The organism is Flavonifractor sp. An9 (assembly GCF_002161245.1).
Classification (GTDB): domain Bacteria; phylum Bacillota; class Clostridia; order Oscillospirales; family Oscillospiraceae; genus Flavonifractor; species Flavonifractor avicola.
Genome location: NZ_NFHC01000010.1, coordinates 83,930 through 101,249, shown reverse-complemented (window position 1 = coordinate 101,249; position 17,320 = coordinate 83,930). Strand labels below are relative to the sequence as shown.

Annotated in this window: 16 protein-coding genes; 4 read left to right on the top strand and 12 right to left on the bottom strand. The window is 62.8% G+C overall.

Translation table 11 applies throughout. The features are described 5' to 3' along the window. Positions 1 to 942 (bottom strand): transglutaminase-like domain-containing protein (locus B5G40_RS08530; protein WP_143383391.1); only part of this gene is annotated, 942 nt, incomplete at its 3' end. Between the two features lie 83 nt (positions 943 to 1,025). On the opposite strand from B5G40_RS08530, the gene B5G40_RS08525 reads away from it, so the two are divergent. Then, complete coding sequence (locus B5G40_RS08525; protein ID WP_087399341.1) at positions 1,026 to 1,760, top strand: copper homeostasis protein CutC; 735 nt, start codon at positions 1,026 to 1,028, stop codon at positions 1,758 to 1,760. Between the two features lie 39 nt (positions 1,761 to 1,799). Here B5G40_RS08525 and B5G40_RS08520 read toward each other — a convergent pair whose 3' ends face one another. Further along, on the bottom strand, positions 1,800 to 2,075 hold the full coding sequence (locus B5G40_RS08520) for a metal-sensing transcriptional repressor (protein WP_087188414.1): 276 nt from the start codon (positions 2,073 to 2,075) through the stop codon (positions 1,800 to 1,802). A 62-nt stretch (positions 2,076 to 2,137) separates the two neighbouring features. After that, positions 2,138 to 2,527 (bottom strand): hypothetical protein, encoded by a 390-nt coding sequence (locus B5G40_RS08515; RefSeq protein WP_242959337.1) that lies wholly within the window; start codon positions 2,525 to 2,527, stop codon positions 2,138 to 2,140. Between the two features lie 208 nt (positions 2,528 to 2,735). Here B5G40_RS08515 and B5G40_RS08510 point away from each other — a divergent pair, with 208 nt between their 5' ends. Next, positions 2,736 to 3,215, top strand: a complete 480-nt coding sequence (locus B5G40_RS08510) for a deoxycytidylate deaminase (RefSeq protein WP_087188412.1) — start codon at positions 2,736 to 2,738, stop codon at positions 3,213 to 3,215. Between the two features lie 75 nt (positions 3,216 to 3,290). On the opposite strand, the gene B5G40_RS08505 is transcribed toward B5G40_RS08510, so the two are convergent. From B5G40_RS08505 to B5G40_RS08490, 4 genes are all read right to left on the bottom strand, one after another. Then, positions 3,291 to 4,412, bottom strand: coding sequence for a hypothetical protein (locus tag B5G40_RS08505; RefSeq protein WP_087399340.1), 1,122 nt, complete (start codon positions 4,410 to 4,412; stop codon positions 3,291 to 3,293). Positions 4,413 to 4,416: 4 nt separating this feature from the next. Beyond that, entirely contained in the window at positions 4,417 to 5,118 is a 702-nt protein-coding gene (gene tsaA / locus B5G40_RS08500; protein WP_087399339.1) for a tRNA (N6-threonylcarbamoyladenosine(37)-N6)-methyltransferase TrmO, read from the bottom strand. Then, on the bottom strand, positions 5,115 to 7,739 hold the full coding sequence (locus B5G40_RS08495) for a translation factor GTPase family protein (RefSeq protein ID WP_087399338.1): 2,625 nt from the start codon (positions 7,737 to 7,739) through the stop codon (positions 5,115 to 5,117). The genes tsaA and B5G40_RS08495 overlap by 4 nt, the downstream gene beginning before the upstream one ends. A gap of 97 nt (positions 7,740 to 7,836) precedes the next feature. Beyond that, positions 7,837 to 8,637: a 7alpha-hydroxysteroid dehydrogenase gene (locus B5G40_RS08490; RefSeq protein ID WP_087399337.1), complete on the bottom strand. Its 801-nt coding sequence runs from the start codon at positions 8,635 to 8,637 to the stop codon at positions 7,837 to 7,839. A 148-nt stretch (positions 8,638 to 8,785) separates the two neighbouring features. Between B5G40_RS08490 and B5G40_RS08485 the strand changes: the two genes are divergently transcribed. Then, positions 8,786 to 9,259, top strand: coding sequence for an RNA polymerase sigma factor (locus B5G40_RS08485; RefSeq protein WP_087399336.1), 474 nt, complete (start codon positions 8,786 to 8,788; stop codon positions 9,257 to 9,259). Beyond that, positions 9,256 to 10,332, top strand: coding sequence for a hypothetical protein (locus B5G40_RS08480; protein ID WP_087399335.1), 1,077 nt, complete (start codon positions 9,256 to 9,258; stop codon positions 10,330 to 10,332). Before B5G40_RS08485 ends, B5G40_RS08480 begins: the two co-directional genes overlap by 4 nt. 43 nt (positions 10,333 to 10,375) lie before the next feature. Here the strand turns inward: B5G40_RS08480 and B5G40_RS08475 are convergent, their stop codons facing one another. The 5 genes from B5G40_RS08475 to mreC are packed head-to-tail and all read right to left on the bottom strand — an operon-like array spanning position 10,376 to position 17,303. Further along, positions 10,376 to 12,223 (bottom strand): glycoside hydrolase family 13 protein, encoded by a 1,848-nt coding sequence (locus B5G40_RS08475; protein ID WP_087399334.1) that lies wholly within the window; start codon positions 12,221 to 12,223, stop codon positions 10,376 to 10,378. Between the two features lie 14 nt (positions 12,224 to 12,237). Then, positions 12,238 to 14,415 (bottom strand): penicillin-binding transpeptidase domain-containing protein, encoded by a 2,178-nt coding sequence (locus tag B5G40_RS08470; RefSeq protein WP_087399333.1) that lies wholly within the window; start codon positions 14,413 to 14,415, stop codon positions 12,238 to 12,240. Between the two features lie 22 nt (positions 14,416 to 14,437). Beyond that, positions 14,438 to 15,907: a DUF6056 family protein gene (locus B5G40_RS08465; RefSeq protein WP_087399332.1), complete on the bottom strand. Its 1,470-nt coding sequence runs from the start codon at positions 15,905 to 15,907 to the stop codon at positions 14,438 to 14,440. A 17-nt stretch (positions 15,908 to 15,924) separates the two neighbouring features. Continuing rightward, positions 15,925 to 16,437 (bottom strand): rod shape-determining protein MreD, encoded by a 513-nt coding sequence (mreD, locus tag B5G40_RS08460; protein WP_087399331.1) that lies wholly within the window; start codon positions 16,435 to 16,437, stop codon positions 15,925 to 15,927. Positions 16,438 to 16,460: 23 nt separating this feature from the next. Continuing rightward, a complete protein-coding gene (mreC, locus tag B5G40_RS08455) occupies positions 16,461 to 17,303 on the bottom strand; it encodes a rod shape-determining protein MreC (protein ID WP_087267428.1) in 843 nt (280 codons plus the stop codon). Between the last annotated feature and the right edge of the window lie 17 nt (positions 17,304 to 17,320).

Genomic DNA, 17,320 nt, shown 5'->3' with positions numbered 1-17,320 from the left:
GTCCTGGGGGGCACGGAAATCGAAGGGAGTCCAGTCCGTGCAGGGGGAGGGGAGGGTCAGCTCCGCCCCGTCCTGGGTCTGGCCGTGGCAGAAGGCCTCCTTCTCCCCGGCAGACAGGTGGAGGTCGCCCATGCCCAGTTCCATCCGGACCCTGCCGGTGTGGTCGGCGGTGAGGGCGGCGATGGGGCAGAGCCGGGACTCGTTGAGGACCTCCAGCGTAATGATTTCTCCCGGTTCGGCCCGGAAGGTGTAGGTTTTGGTGTGGGCGTAGCGGGCTGTCTGGTTGTGGTACAGGGCCTGGCCCTGTCTGCCAAGGGGAGCACCGTGGAGGGCCAGGTCGGCCACCGGGCCGAAGGTGCGGCTGTGGACCAGCATGGCCCGGGAGGCGGCGGTGTTGAACCAGCCCCGGTCCAGCACCGGCTCCGGCTCGCAGGCTCCCAGGAAGCGCCACTTGCCCTCGCACAGCACCTCCACCCAGGCGTGGTTGTCGTCGCAGTGGGACCAGCGGGGGGCGTACACCTGCCGGGCGGCCAGACCCACAGCGCGCAGGGCGGACACCAGGAAGGCGGACTCCTCCCCGCACCGGCCGCTGCCGCAGCGGTATACCGTCAGGGGGGAGGCGGTGCGGTCGTCCTGGGCCTGATAGCTGGCCTGTTCATGGCACCAGCGGTTGACCTCCAGGGCGGCCTCCTCCTGGGACAGGTCCTTCACCCGGTTCCACAGATGGCTGTAAAACAATGCCCGGTGGTCGGACAGATCCTCGTCGTTGACCCGGGGGCAGAGGACGTACTGCTGGTAGGCCTCCCGGCTGAGAGAAGCGCACCAGGGGACGGTCTGGCGCAGCATATGGCTGTGGGCGGCGAAGGCCTCAAACAGGGACTGGGGGTAGCTGTCCCAGTCCTCCGGCAGGGCCTGCCGGATAAAAGTCAGTTCCTGATCCATATGATCCACTCCTTTGGAATGGGGCTATGATATCACATTTCTTTGTGGTATCATAGCCCCAGATAAGAAAAGAAGGTGTTGCCATGATTCTGGAAGTGTGCTGCGGCTCGGCAGAGGATGTGCTGATTGCCGCACAGGCCGGCGCCGACCGGGTGGAGCTGAATTCCGCTCTGTTTTTGGGGGGACTGACTCCCTCCATGGGGGCCATGGAGGTTGCCCGGCAGGTGTCCATCCCCATTATGGCCATGGTGCGGCCCCGGGAGGGGGGCTTCTGCTACAGTGAGGCGGAGTTTGCCGCCATGCTGGCCGACGCCCGCGCCCTGCTGGCAGCAGGGGCGGACGGCATCGTGTTCGGCTGTCTCCACCCCGACGGCAGGGTGGATAGGGCCCGGTGCGCCGCCATGCTGGAGGTCATTGGGGAGAAGGAGAGCGTGTTCAGCCGGGCCATCGACGTGGTGCCCGACTGGCGGGAGGCTCTGGACGTGCTGATAGAGCTGGGGGTGACCCGGGTCCTCACCAGCGGTCAGGCCAGTTCCGCCCCGGCGGGGGCGGACACCATCCGGGCCATGGAGGAGTATGCCGCCGGACGCATCCAGATTCTGCCCGGCTGCGGGGTGAAACCGGACAACGCCGCCGCCCTGCTAGCGGCCACCGGCTGCCATCAGCTCCACGGCTCCTTCAAGACCAGCCGGACCGACATCTCTGCCACCCACAACCCGGCGGTGTCCTTCTCCGGCGGGGTATGTCCCCCGGAGGAGCAGGTGCCGGTCACCGACGCCGCTGCCGTCCGGGCGGCAGTGAGTGCCCTGGGCAAATAAAAAAGAGGTGTGCCCCATGTCTGTGGGGCACACCTCTTTTCAGCTCATACGGGAAAAATGCTCGATGGCCTTGGCGAATTCCGAGATGGTGCGGTCGGCGTCGCCGTGCTCGATGCCGTCCCGGACACAGTGGTTGAGATGACCCTCCAGCACCACCTGGCCCACCTTGTGCAGGGCACTTTTGGCGGCATTGATCTGCATCAACATCTCCTCACAGGGCACGTCCTCGTCTACCATCCGGTCAATGGCGTTGAGCTGGCCGATGATTTTCTTTAAGCGGCGGTGCAGATTGTCGGCGTCCATACACTGTCTCATGGGCGCTCCCCCTTTCTGTGATGAAAAGGGCTGCTGCGTCCGGCAGCAGCCCTTGACTGGATTCAGCTACGTTCCTCAAAACTGGCGCCGCAGTTGCGGCAGTTGACGGTGATCTTCCCTTTGCCCCGGGGCACCCGCAGATACTGCCCGCAGTTGGGGCATTTGAAATAGCGGTGATCTTTGTCCCGGTGGATGGTGCGCCGCATTTTGAACCAGCGGATGAACGGCCCGAACAGGGCCAGAAACCGGGCGTTTTCCGCCCGACGGCGGTCAATGCGGCGGGAGAACATCCGAAACAGGTTCCACAGCAGCACTGCCAGCGCCAGCCAGGAGACCCATGCCATATGGGGCAGCGCCGATATGAAAATCAGCACCACATACAGGAAAAGCAGGAAAAAGGAGAGGTGATCGCTGCCATACCGTCCGTACATCAATTTTCGCAAAAAATTCATGAGCATGAAATACGGTCGTCTCCTTTGACGTAAGAATTGGGTGCACTTTTGATGTCTATATGATAGCGCCTGCGGCTTTTTTCGTCAAGGATACAACCGTAAACATTTCATGAACGATGGACCGACGGAGAAGGCAGTACTTGCGGTTTGGAGAAAAAACCGCTATACTGACGGTATCAAATGAGAAGTGACACAAAGGAGGGTCCCCATGGGCCGCATCGACAAGGAAAATTACTATCTGGACATCGCCCAGACTGTGGCCGAGCGGGCCACCTGCCTGCGCCGCTGCTACGGCGCGATCCTGGTAAAGAGCGACGAGATCATTGCCACCGGCTACAACGGGGCTCCCCGGGGCCGGAAAAACTGCGTGGATCTGAACTACTGTACCCGGGAGGCCCTGAATATCCCCTCTGGGGAGCGGTATGAGCTGTGCCGCTCGGTCCACGCCGAGGCCAACGCCATCATCTCCGCCGCCCGGAGCGAGACCATCGGGGCCACCCTGTACATGGCCTGTGTGGACCCCGCCACCGGGGAGCTGATCCCCAACTCCACCTCCTGCTCCATGTGCCGGCGGCTCATTATCAATGCCGGTATCCAGCGGGTGGTCATCCGCAACACCAAGACCGACTATTCCGTGGTCCATGTGGAGGACTGGGTCCGGGAGGACGACTCCCTGCCCCAGACCTGAGACGGAAAGGGGAATATGGACAGGCAAAGGGCCTGCTGCAATGGTGCAGCAGGCCCTTTTTAACGGAACAGACGGTCAGCCCTCTTCTTCCGGCGGCTCCACAGTCATGTAAATGTAGGAGGAGCTGTAGTCGTTGTAGTCCTCCTGGCTCTCCGTATAGTAGCCGATGAACAGGCCCTCTTCATCATAATAGGACCGGCAGTTCTCGTAGTAGGAGTTTTCCCGGAAGAGGGCGATAAAGTCCTCCCTGAGGGTGTGCTCTTCCCCCAGGTTGGGGGACAGAAAGGGAACATCCGCCGAACGGAGGGCCTGGTTCAGGCGGGCCAGATCTGCCTTTGCCTGAGCGATGTTGTCCTCCTTGGAGGCATTGACGTCGATGTCCAGGGAGTAGGTAATTTCCTCCACCACGCCGTCGTTGTTCACCGTGGCGGACAGGTAGGACTGGGTGTCGTTGTCCTCATGTTCCAGATAACCCGTTACGCGGTACCCGTAATCTTTGTAATACTCCATGGGGTCGTCGGCATATGCGCGGTCACAGGAGGCTTCAAAAACCTGCTCCAGCTTCTCCAGTACCACCGCCGCCCGGGCCGCGCCCTCCCGGCTCTCCCGGACTGCCTGCACGTAGTAGGGTGTCGCTACGGCCAGCTGCAGGACCAGCGGAACCAGGATGATGACCGCCACCCGCAGCTTGACGGAGGGCAGCTTCATGCCCAGAGCTTCTGCAATGCGCTTGGCGCTTTTCCGGATTTCAAACAGGATGCTCACAATGGCGTGCAGTCCGATGAGTCCGCCCACGGCAGTGCTGATGTCGCCCGCTGTCTTTACCCTGTCGTCGTCGGAGCGGGACATGAGCCGCCCGGCGGCGATGGCGGTGTTGGCGGCCAGTACCTCCGCCGAGCGGTCGGTGTAGGATAGATAGGTGTGGGCCTTTTCCTGAATGACCTCCCACTTTTTTCTTCTGACTCCCCATATGACGCTGACACCCTGAAATAAAAACAGGACCATATAGATCAGAAGAATGGCAATTGCCACATAGGCTACCTCCATGCTGGAACCGGACAGGTGAAACACCACGCTTCGGATCATGTCCAGAAAGATCCAGATAAACATGGACAGCAGGCCTGTACACAGATAGGCCGCCGCCGTCACAGGACGGGTATAGTACTTCTTGATGGTGCGGATTTCTTTTTCCGTCATAAGTTCACATCCTCGTTTCGGCGGGGGAGGCGTGTTTGACGAAACGGACGGTGAGGGTCTCTCCGTCTACCGAGAAGCCCACCTCCACCCCGCCGAAGGCCATGCCGTACACCCGGTCGGGGTCGTGCTGATAGGAGGGCCGGGGGTCCCGGGACAGCACCCCGATGAGCGCCTCCCGCTTGTCCTCCGGTACCTGGGAGAGCAATTCCGGAGGGAACTCCACCTCCAGCACCTTGCCCCCCACGTTGCCGGTAAAGCCCCCCAGCGCCTCCGGATGGGCATCGGCGTAGGGCAGATAGGGCTTGATGTCCAGGATGGGGGTGCCGTCCATCAGGTCGGCCCCTGATACCACCAGCACGGTACCCAGTTTGGGGTCCTTCTGGATGGACTCCAGTTTGACGCAGGACAGGCCGATGGCGTTGGGCCGGAAGGGGGAGCGGGTGGCGAACACCCCCATGCGAGTATTGCCCCCCAACCGGGGAGGCCGCACTGTGGGGGACCACTTGTCCCGCACTGCCTCAGAAAACTGCCAGATGAGCCAGATGTGGGAGAATTCCTCCAGTCCCCGCAGGGCGTCCGGGTTGCGGTACTCGGGCTCAAAGACGATGGTGGCCTTCAATTCCTCCACCAGCCCGCTCTGCCGGGGGATGCCGAACTTGGTGGGGAAGTCGCTGCGGATGCGGGCGATGATATGCATGGGGATCATTTGCTTCCCTCCTGTGCCTTTTTCAGGGCGGCGGCCACCGGCCGGGACGGGGTAGACCGGTTGTTGCGGGCCAGGATGGCGGCGATCTGCCCGCCTACCTGCTCCACCTCAGCCTTGAAGGTGGTGGCGGACAAACGCAGGGCTCCGTGGCCCAGAATGATGAGCTGCTCCGCCCCGTCGGAGGTGGCTACCCGCACCTGGTGGTGCTTGCCAATCTCGTAGGTGGTCCGCTCGATATAAGTGTCCGCCGTCTCCGCCTCTTTGGTATACACAACGTAAATGTTGTGGTATTTGAATACATCCTGTACATTGCGGGGCACCTTATAGGCGTCAAACACCAGGATGACCACGCATTTTTTGAAGCCCTGGTAGTTGCTCAGCAGGTCCATCAGCAGCTGCCGGGCGGCGTCCAGATTGGTCTGGGCCACCGATTTCAGCTCCTCCCAGGCGAAAATGATGTTGTAGCCGTCCACCAGCAGGTACTCCGGCCCCTTGTTCTGGGTCTGGACGTTGTACTTCCGCTCGTCCAGGCTGGTGCGAGCAGGCTTGGGCTGGGGCCGGAAGGAGTTGCGCTCCACCTTGCCGTAGGTGCGTTCGTAGATGGCCAATAATTCCTTGTCCTGCTCCAGGGACAGGCCGGGGGCGGAACTGCTCCGCCGTGCGGGGGAGGAGGGAGTCTCAGGCTCCTGGGGTGCGTCCAGGGACAGGCCGCTGTCCACATGGGCCATCTCCTTCACCTGGTCCCACTTCACGTTGTACCCTGCCCCGTGGGCGCAGAACACCGAGCCGGTGGGGTTATCCACATCCCGCTCCGGGTCGTAGCCCAGCTCCTCCACCACAGTTTGCTGGTCGTGGCAGGGGTAGTAGCCCTTCAGGGTGCAGCTCAGCCGCCCCATGCCTCTGGTGTAGGCGGCCACCTCGCTGCCGTAGTCCCGCAGCCCGGCCACCGGGGCGGAGCCGGTGAGGATGGTCAGCTCCCCCGCCGTCTCTGGGGGATCGCAGTCGCCACCCATCCGCTGGAGGTCGCTCATGGCCCGGCCCACCTGGGGGGCGGGCACTTCCAGCCGGAAGGAATACCAGGGCTCCAGCAAGACGCTCTCCGCCTCCATGAGCCCCTGGCGCACCGCCCGGTAGGTGGCCTGCCGGAAGTCGCCCCCCTCGGTGTGCTTCAGGTGGGCGCGGCCAGCCAGCAGAGTAATCTTTACATCGGTGAGGGGGGAGCCGGTGAGCACGCCGGGGTGGGCCCGCTCGGCCAGATGGGTGAGAATGAGCCGCTGCCAGTTGCCGTCCAGCACATCCTCGGGGCAGGCGGTGGCCAGTACCACGCCGCTGCCCCGCTCTCCCGGCTCCAGCAGCAGATGGACCTCGGCATAGTGGCGCAGGGGCTCGTAGTGGCCAACACCGATGACGGGAGAAGCAATGGTCTCCCGGTACACGATGCCCCCCTGTCCGAAGGTCACGTCCATGTTAAACCGCTCGGCAATAAGCCTCTGCAAAATCTCCAGCTGGACCTGGCCCATAAGTTGGATGTGGATTTCCTTTAACCGTTCGCTCCATACCAGATGGAGCTGGGGGTCCTCCTCCTCCAGCTGGCGCAGCTTCTGCATGGCGGTGACCGGGTCCTGGCCCTCGGGCAGGATCACCTGATAGGTGAGTACCGGCTCCAGAGCGGGGGGCGCACCCTCCGCCTCAAAGCCCAGGCCCTGCCCGGCGGCGGCGGAGCCCAGCCCTGTGACCGCCACCACGGACCCCGCCGGGGCCATGTCCACCGGCTGGAATTTCAGGCCGGAGTATACCCGCAGCTGGTCGGCCTTGTCGCTCCAGCCCGGGCCGTCCAGCACCGTCTTTACCTTCAGGCTGCCGCCGGTGATCTTCATCCAGGCCAGCCGGTTGTTCTGAGTGTCCCGGGAGATCTTGAAGATGCGGGCGCCAAACTCCTCGCCGTACACTGGCCGGGGGGCATATTGCTCTAGCCCCCGGAGGAAGTCCTCTACCCCCTCCAGTTTCAGGGCGGAGCCAAACCAGCAGGGGAAGAGCCTCCGCTGGGCGATGAGGGCGGTGAGGGCAGCGTCGGCAATGCTCCCCGTCTCCAGATAGTCCTCCAGCAGGGACTCGTCGCACAGAGCGGCCTGCTCACAGAGAGCCTCTTTGTCCCCCATATCCACGCAGCCCTCATCCAGCTTGCCCTTCAGCTCCCCCAGCAGAGCGGCCCTGTCCGCCCCTGCCAGGTCCATCTTGTTCACAAAGAGGAAGGTGGGTACCCCGTATCGCTCCAGCAGCTTCCACAGGGTATGGGTGTGACCCTGGACCCCGTCGGCTCCGCTGACTACCAAAATGGCGCAGTCCAGCACCGACAGGGTGCGCTCCATCTCGGCGGAGAAGTCCACGTGGCCGGGGGTGTCCAGCAGGGTGACCTCCAGATGCTCCAGAGGGAGCACCGCCTGCTTGGAGAAGATGGTGATGCCCCGCTCCTTCTCCATAGGGTCGGTGTCCAGAAAGGCGTCCCCGTGGTCCACCCGGCCCAGCTTTTTCAATTTTCCGCAGGTGTAGAGCAGTCCCTCGCTGAGGGTGGTCTTGCCTGCGTCCACATGGGCCAGAATGCCCACGACTAATTTTTCCATAGCTGCCGTCCTTTGCGGTATGATAGGATAGTATATCATGTCCGGGGGAGCGGGGCAAATAAAAAGGGCCCCGAAGGGCCCTTTTGGGAAGTTGGAATCAGCCTTTGGCGCCGTCGCCCATATAGGAGCTGTACAGCGGAGTGGGCAGGCCGAAGCCGCCGGCCACGGGCAAAATCTCGCCGGTGATGAAGGCGGCCCGGTCGCTGGCCAGGAAGGCCACGGCGTCGGCAATGTCCTCGGGACGGCCGGGACGGTTGAGGGGGACGTTTTTCAGGAACAGATCCAGGAAGGCCTGGGACATATTGTTCAGGGCCGCGTCGGTGGCGGTGAAGCCGGGAAGTACCGCGTTGCACCGCACTCCCTGCCGGGCGTACTGCACGGCGATGTCCTTGGTGAGGAAGTGGATGGCGGCCTTGCTGACGCCGTAGGCGGTGCGGCTCAGGTCGGGATAGAGGCCGCCCACCGAGCCGATGTTGATGATGGAGCCGCCGCCGTTCTTGGCCATGACGGGCACCGCCGCCTTGCTGGGCAGGTACACGCTCTTCAGGTTGGTGTTGACGATGCGGAAAAAGTCGTCGGTGTCGCCGGTTACCACGTCCAGATCGGTCTTGACGTCGGTGGCGCCGAAGTTGTTGACCAGAATGTCCAGCCGGCCCTCCTTCTTGGCCACCTCGTCCACCATACCGGAGTAACTCTCCTCGTTGGCGGCGTCAAAGTAGACCACCCCGGCCCGCCCACCGGCGGCGATGATCTCGTCGGCGATCTGCTGACCGGCGTCCATACGGCGCACGCCCAGATAGACAGCAGCGCCCTGGGCGGCCAGAGCCTTGGCGCAGGCCAGGCCGATGCCGCGGGTGGAGGAGGAGACCAGTGCGACCTTTTGTTCCAGTTCTTTCATGATGGTGATTCTCCTTTTTGAACCATATGGTATGATTAAGATACTATGATAATAGCACTATCCGCCGTTGGGCGCAAGCATTATTTTTTGGAGCGGATGCAACAAAAGTGCCCCCTCAGGGATGTTAGGGGCGAAAGGGGGGAGGGCAATGGCAGAGGAAACCGGCCTGCGGCAGGTGGTGGAGACCTACGGGAACATGGTGTACCGCCTGGCGCTGGCCCAGACCCACAGCGGCCATGACGCCGACGACGTCTTTCAGGAGGTCTTTCTCCGCTATCTCCGCTCCGCGCCGGACTTTCGGGAGGAGGAGCACCGGAAGGCCTGGCTGCTGCGGGTGACAGTGAACTGCTGCAAAAAATTCCACACCTCCTTCTGGCGGCGGCATACCACGGCCCTGTCCGAGGCCATCCCCGCCCGGACGGAGGAGGAGGGGGAGCTGCTCCAGATAATGGAGGGCCTGCCGGAGAAGTACCGGGCGGTGCTCCACCTCTACTACTACGAGGGCTACGCCACCGGGGAGATTGCGGCCATCCTGGGCCGCAGTCCCAACACCGTCCGCAGTCAGCTGGCCCGAGGCAGGGCCTTGCTGCACGACGCATGGAAAGGAGCGGAAGAGCTATGACGGAAGAGAACTATCGGGCGCTGTTTGACCGGGCGTCCCCCGGCCGGGATCTGGTGGAGGATACCCTGGCGGCGGCGGAGCGGCCCCGGCGGAAGAGCATCCCCGCCAAGCGGCTGGCGGCCGCCCTGGTGTGTCTGGCCCTGGTGCTGGGGGTGGGCAACTATCAGGCCCTGGCGGCGGGGGTCCAAAAGATCATCCGGTTCTTTGCCGGTGCCGGAGCGTCGGAGACCCCCGTCATGGTGGTGGAGGAGGCCGACCAGTGGACTGAGGGGGATTGGCTGTGCCAGCTGGACGGGGTGAGCCAGGGGGAGTGGCTGCTGCTGGAACTCTACCTGGTGAGCCCGGAGTTGGAAGAGCACCAACTGGCCACCCGGAAGCTCCAGGTCTACGCCGGGGACACCCCCCTGGAACAGGGGTGTCTGGTCTACTCCGAGTGGCTGCCCTACAACGGCTTTGCTCCCCAGGGCCAGGCGTGGGTGTCCCTCTCTGGCCTGGACTGTGGGCCGGAGGTGGCCTGGCGGGAGGATGGTTACCAGTCCCGGGTCCACATGGCCTTCCTCTATCGGCTGCCGGAGGAAACGCCCCGGGAGGTGACCTATGAGCTGCTGGACCTGGAGGCGGGCGGGTCCCGCACCGGATGGCTGGAACTCACCTCGGCGGAGACCCTGGCTGCCCACACGGACAGCCGGACCTTTGAGGAGGGCACGGTTACTGCCCTGGTCAGCCAGGATGGACGGCAGCTGTCGGTATATGCCCACCAGGAGGAAAACGACGACGGCCTGCTGCTGACGGGGGCTGCTCTCTTCCACCATCAGGTCACCTTTATCGGGGCCTCCGGGGAGCGTTACCCCGACGCGGGAGAGGGCTTCCGCAGCTTCACCTCCGGCCATGTGAACGTCCAGCTGGCCTCTGCCCCCGACTGGGTGGAGGAACCCATTGTGGCGGTGGAGATCGGGGCGATCAGGCTGGTCTATGAGCATGATACCTGGTGGGACGGTCCGGGAGGAGGCATCGTCCGAACCCAGGATGACGTGGTCTATGGGGACCTGAACTGGGTCATTGATCTAATATAAACCAAACGGGCCTGCTGCAGTTGCAGCAGGCCCGTTTCAGATTTTATCGGGTCCCCGGCCGGTAGGGGGTGAGCAGCCAGCCGGTCATGGGAGGCAGAGCCACCTGCCCGGCGGGCAGCTCCATGCCGGTCATCCAGTCTTTGGCGGCCCAGGGCAGAGTGATGAGCTCAGGAGCTTTGCCGATGTTGACGGCGGTGAGCACCGGCTGACCCTCCCCCTCCCGCAGGAAGGAGAGCAGCTTGCCCTCCGCCTTCCACCAGCGGATGCTCCCCCGGCGCAGGGCAGGCAGCTCCCTCCGGGCCTTGCCCAGGCTGGCGTACCAGCGGCGGAGCACGTCGTCCGCCATCTCCCAGCGGTAGGTCCGGCGGTTGAAGGGGTCCTCAAAGCCTTCAATGCCCGCCTCGTCCCCGTAATAGATCATGGGGGAGCCGGGGAAGGCGAAAAGCACCAGAGCCCCCAGCATCAGCTTGGACCGGCCCAGCAGATATTGCTCCGGGGTAAGGAAATAGGAGGAACGCCAGTCCTTGTCGTGGTCCTGGCCGTCCCCGCCGTAACCCAGCAGGGTGAGGATGCGGGGGGTGTCATGGGTGCCCAGAAAGTTCATGGCGGAGTGGAAGGCAAAGGGGGGATAGTTCTCCCGGATAGCCTCCATGGTGTTCTTGAAGTGGACGGCGTCGCCCCCCATCAGATAGCCCAGCAGGCTGTTGCGGAAGGGGTAGTTCATCAGGCCGTCGCAGTGGCCCCCCAGGATGTGCTTGCGGCGGACGCCGTAGGCAATCTTGGTGGAGCCGTCCTCCCACACCTCGCCGATGACCACCGCCTCAGGGTTGGTTTCCCGGACGGCCTGGTGGATGCCGTGGACAAAGTCGTCGGGCAGCTCGTCAGCCACATCCAGACGCCATGCGTCCGCCCCCGCCCGCAGCCAGCGGCGGACGATGCTGTTTTCATCCCCGAAGATATAGTCCCGGTAGGAGGGCTCCCCCTCGTTGACGGCGGGCAGGGAGTAGATCCCCCACCAGGAGTCGTACTGGTCGGGCCAGTGGGAGAAGTGGTACCACTTGTAGTAGGGACTGTCCTGGGACTGGCAGGCTCCGTTTTCCGGATAGGAGCCGTCCCCGTTAAAATAGCGGCTCACATAGCCCTGGTGGTTGAACACACCGTCCAGCATGATCTTCATGCCCAGCTTGTGGGCGGCGTCGCACAGGGCCTTGAAGTCCTCCTCGGTGCCTAGCATGGGGTCGATCTTCTCATAGTCGCCGGTGCCGTAGCGGTGGTTTTCCGGCGCTTCAAAGATGGGGCAGAAGTAGATGGTCTCCACACCCAGGTCGTGGAGGTAGGGCAGCTTTTCCATAACGCCCTTCAGATCGCCTCCGAAGAAGTCCCGGTTGCGGACCTCGCCGTTCTGGTCGGGCCGGTACTCCGGCTCCTCCCGCCAGCTGGTGTGGACGGTGCGGCCCCCGGGCATCCCGGTGGGATCGGGCACTCTGGTGCGGCGGAACCGGTCGGGGAAGATCTGGTAGGTGACCCCCTCCCCAAACCAGCCGGGCACCTGGTCGGTGCCGTCGTACACCGTCAGCTGATAGGGGCCCAGCTCCTCCTGGCGGCCGTCCAGCCCTTCCAGACGGAAGGAGTACCAGATCAGCCCCACATGGTCCCCGGTGTCCAGGATGACCTTGAGCACGTCCCGGTCCCCGTCAATGCCGTCCCAGGCCATGGGCAGCTCCAGCCGCCGCTCCTGAGAGGACTCAAAGTAGGCGATGAGCACCGCCTGGGAGAAGCCCTCCGTCCGGAGGGGGCGCAGGGTGAGGGATACCTGAGTGCCCGAGGGCACCGCGCCATAGGGCTGTTTATACCGGCTGTCCCGGCTGTCAAAGGTCATTGCATCCAGCAAAGAAAAGACTCCCTTCAGCGGATCAAGGTATTTTCTGTCCCAATGGATTCCATGGTATGCTCGCTGCCGAAGTAATAGTTCACGATCTCACCGGCGGCGCTGGCCAGGTTGGCACCGGAGGCGCCGCCCTCCACCACCATGGAGATGACGATCTCCGGATCGTCATAGGGGGCGAAGAGGACAAACACGGCGTTGGCGTTTTCATCGGCGGACACCTGGGCGGAACCGGTCTTGGCGCCCACTTCCACCGCCAGATTGCTCAGGTACTGGTCCACGGTGCTCTCCTCGTCGTTGGCCACCTCCCACATACCCTTCTTCACCGCCTCCACATAGGCGGGGTCCAGGTCCAGGGTTTCCACAGGCTGAGCCTCATACTCATACACTGTCTCGGAGAAGTCGCTGGATTTCACCGTCTTGAGCAGGTGGGTCTGGTAGCGGTTGCCGCCGTTGACCAGGGTGGCAATGTAGTTGGACAGCTGAAGCATGGTGATCTTGGTGTTGTCCTGACCGATGGCGGCGGACAGCAGGTTGCCGCCGTACCACTCCTGGCCCAGCATGGCGCTGGTTTCCGGGCCGGCTACATAGCCTTCCGCCTCGCTCAGTTCCAGGCCGGTTTTCTGGCCCAGGCCGAACATGGCGGCGTACTCGTCGATCTTATCAATGCCAAGCCGGTGGCCCAGAGTGTAGAAATAGATGTTGCAGGAGTCCCGCAGCGCGTCGGCCATGTTCTCCCAGCCGTGGGTGCCCCGGTATTGACGGTAGATCCAGCACTGGGGATGGTAGTCGCCGTAGGGATAGTGCTCCTCCTCAGGCAGCTGGAGAGAGCCGGTATCCTGGATTTCCTCGGTGGGGGTCACCAGCCCCTCCTCCAGGGCGGCAATGGCCACCAGAGGTTTGAAGGTGGAACCGGGATAGTAGATCTCGCTGGTGGCCCGGTTGACAAAGGGGTTGCGGGGATCGTCGGACACCGCTTTATAGGCCTCGGTGCTACTGTACACGGTGGACAGGTCGTAGGTGGGGTAAGAGGCCATGGCCAGAATGCCGCCGTCGTTGACGCTCTGCACGATGATGGCGCCCTTCTCCTTGGTGTCGGCCAGACTCTCGATGGTGTTGGCCAGCACCTCCTCCACCTTCTCCTGGAGCCGCAGGTCCAGGGTGGTCATGACATGGTTGCCCGGCTCGGGTTCCATAGCCTCGCCGGTCTCATCGTCCACCATCCAGCTCTCGCTGACCACCTTGCCGCTGGTGTTCATCTCCTGGATCAGGGTGCCCGACTTGCCCCGGAGGTAGTCCTCAAAGGCGGCCTCCATGCCGTCGATACCCACTTTATCATTCATATTATAGCCCTTGGCCTTGTAGGTCTCCCAGTTTGCGCTCTGAATGGAGCCCACCCGGCCCAGAAGATGGGCGGCGCTGGTGGTGTTGTACTGCCGGACGGTGGTGGCGGAGATATTCACGCCGGTGAGACTCCGCTCTTTCACGGCTGAGATCACGTCGATATCCACATCCTGGGCGAAGATATACTCGGTCTGCTTCACGTTCTGGCTGCGGAGATTGAGCTCGTACAGCACGCCGATGAGGGCACGGGCGTTGGCGTCGGAGAGAGACTCGTCAATGAGAAAGTACTGCCGCAGGCCGTCGATGACCTCTTCCGCCGTGGGGCCCTCTCCCAGGTCAGCCACGCTGGAGGCGGCGGCCAGGTCGTCGCTGTCCCAGCGGTTGGGCAGGATCTTGTCCCCCAGAGGCAGGGCGTTCAGCAGAGATCCCAGGTAGCTGAATTTGACCTTTCCCTCGCTGTTGGTGTACACCAGGGCGTTTTCGTCGGTGTAGGTAAAGGGGGCGTCCCTGGAGATGGGCAGGGTATCGGTCCATTCCAGATCATTTTCCCGGCAGATGGTGATGAGCTCCAGCAGATTGGCGTTGCGCTCCGCCTCCGCCCCCATGAGGGAGGAGTTGAGGGTGATCTCATAGGTGGCACGGTTGCCCACCAGAGAGCGGCCGTACCGATCCAGGATCTCTCCCCGGGCGGCCTCCACGGTCACCGTGTTGGCGATCTTTACCGTGGAAGCGGCCCGGTATTCATCGCCCTTAACGATTTGCAGATTGTAAAGGACCATGACAAAGCCAATCAACAGCAATGCCAGAAGGATGGAAATAATCAGGGTACGGATGTTGAATTGCTTGCCTTCCACGAGTTCAGGTCTCCTTCCGGGGTCAGGGGCGAATGCGAACGGTCGTTTTGTGGTAGAAGTTGGCCACCGCCTGGTTGACCCAGATGGCGGGGTCTTCCTTCAGGTCGCCGTTGAAGAGCAGATCATTCAGGTTAGCCGGCACGTCCAACGGCTTCAGTACCACATCGGTAACGGTGGGGTCCTCCAGCAGAGGCAGGCGGTCCACCTGCTGCTGCCAGTAGTATTCTGCCGAGCCGTCGGCCAGGGCGGCGGCGGTCCGGCCGGCGGTGCTCATGTCGTAGTAGTGGTAGTAAACAGTGGTGAAAGCCAGCAGGGCCAGCAGCACCGGCACGGCCACCCAGGCCCGGCGCAGCACCTTCTCCCCACCGGCCAGCCGGGGCAGCACTGCCCGGCGAATCCAGCCCAGCCAGTACCACAGGTTGGAGGTCACCAGCCAGAAGAAGGAATAAAACACGATGCTCCGCAGCCGCTCCGGTCCTGCCTCCCCCAGGGCATAGAAGTGGGGGGCGTTCTGGGCGGCGAAGAGGAGAAAGGTAAAGACCGAAAAGACCACAGGCAGGGGGAAGGTGAACTTCACCTTGCCGGTGAGGGCCCACAGCAGGGGGATCATCAGCAGGAATACCAGCAGAATGGGCCAGCTGAACCACTCCAGCACATCGGCCCATGCCTGTTCAATGGAGCGGCACACCGCGTCCACCACCCCGATGGGGGGCGCCACGGTGGCCTGCCGGACCTGGTTGCCGGGGGCGACCACGCTGATCAGGAAGCCAGCCACCAGCACCGCCGTGGGGATCAGGGCGGGAAGGAACTTTTTCCGATCCTTCCACAGAAACCACAGCAGGAACAGTCCGCACAGCAGGGTGCCCAGCAGCGCGGAGACATAGTTGCTTCCGCCCACCATCAGGGCGGCCAGTACGCCGGGAATCACCGCCCACAGGGTCTGCCGACGGGTGAAGGCCAGCTTGAGGGCCACCAGCCGCTCAATCAGCAGCAAAAAGATGCCGTAGGTAAAGGTGTAGTATACCGCGCCGTTCCACCAGTAGAAGGTGTCCTTGGGGGACTCTACGAACTGGATGGACAGCAGCAGAATGGGAACGGCCAGGAAAATGACCTGCCGCCAGGTCCCCCCCAGAGCCCGGCACACCAGGGTATGGGCCAGCTTAAAGGTGCCGATGCACAGGGAGGCCAGCATGACCACCGGGGTGAGCCAGTAGAGGAAGGGCGAAAAGGTGAGGGGGGTGAGGGTCATCATGCCAATGGCGGAGAAGGTGCCCTGCCACCCTGTGTAGCACCTTACAATATACTTCCAGCTGCCCACCAGAGGAAATTTTCCCTTGAGCAAAGACTCATGAGACAAAAGGGCGTAGCTGTAGTCGTCGGCAGAGGGCCAGTCGTACCGGCCCAGCAGCAGAATGGGGATCAGGCTGATCACCAGCAGAGCCAGCAGCAGCCAGGGCCCGTATTTTTTCCAGGCCGAATGGATACCTTGCATCGTTATTCTCTCTTTTCCTATAGAACGGTTTTCTTGGGGACCCGGTGAAACACCCACAGGAAGAGAGCGTATACCGGAAATACAAATACCATGGACCAGGCGATCTCCCGCCCGGCCAGGGACAGCATGGCGGGCAGAGCGGCGGTGCCGGCCAGCAGCCGGGTAAGGATACGTACAGCATCGATACACACCAGGGCCAGCAGGGAGCACAGCAGGCAGCCCACCAGATTCTGCCGCAGCACATACTGGGCCAGCGCCCCGGCGCCGAAGCCCAGCAGACACAGGCCCAGAGTCATGGCGCCGTCGGGGTTGAAATAGACCGCGTCGCACAGGATGCCTACCCCCAGGCCGAACCCGGCGCCGGCAACAGTGCCCTCCAGCACCGCTACGGCGATGGCGGCCAGGGGCAGGAGCATGGGGATCACCCCAAACAGGGGAAAGCGGTTGAGGATATAGACCTCACAAAACCACACCGGCAGCAGGGCCAGGGCATATACACCCCACTTGATGAAAAAATCCTGTCTGGTCACAGGGTACGTTCCTCCTTCAGGGTCTACTCCACAATGGTAAAGTCCTTGATGACAAAGACCTGCTGGAGGTTGCCCAGGTCAGTCTCGGGGACGATGACGGCATAGTCGGTCATACCGGAGGCGTCGGTGCGTACCTCCTCCACATGGCCGGCCACCAGCCCGGAAGGATAGACGCCGCCCCGGCCCGAGGTGGTCACCAGGTCGCCCGACATGAGCTGGCTGTTCTCCGGCAGGTAGGTCAGCTTCAGCTTGCCCTCGCCCATGAGGGCCAGGTCGCCCTCCAGAATGGCGGCGCCGCCGGTACGGACCAGCTGACCGCCCATCTCGGTGTTGGCGTCAATGAGGGTGCGGACGGTACACCAGTTCTCGCCCACCTCGGCCACGATACCCACCAGATTCCAGTATTCGTCCACCACGCAGTCATCCACTTCGATCCCCTGAGCAGAACCTTTACTCAGGGTGAGGGTGGACTCCCAGTTGGAAGTGGAGCGGGCGGTGACCATGGCGGCCTCCTTGGTGAACTCTTTGCCCTTGGGGGTGAGTTCCAACAGGTTGTACAGCCGCTCGTTCTCCTGGATGGCGGCCTCCGCCTCCCGGATCTTGGCCTGCAGTTCGGCGTTCTCCTTCTTCAGATCCGCCAGCTCGGTCTTCATCTGCTCCAGCTCAAAGGCGTCGGAGTAGCGCTCCTCCGCCCAGTTGGTGACGGCGCTGATGCCGTTGCGGACCGGGGTGGTGATGAAATTGACAAAGTTGGCCACCGGGTTGGCCTTGCCTCCCAGCAGCATGGAGACTACCGTCGTCACCAGTGCCAGCAGGATGGCGGCGATCAATATCAAAAGTCCGTTGCGCCGGAAAAAGTCCTTCACGCCTGCATCCAGCCTTT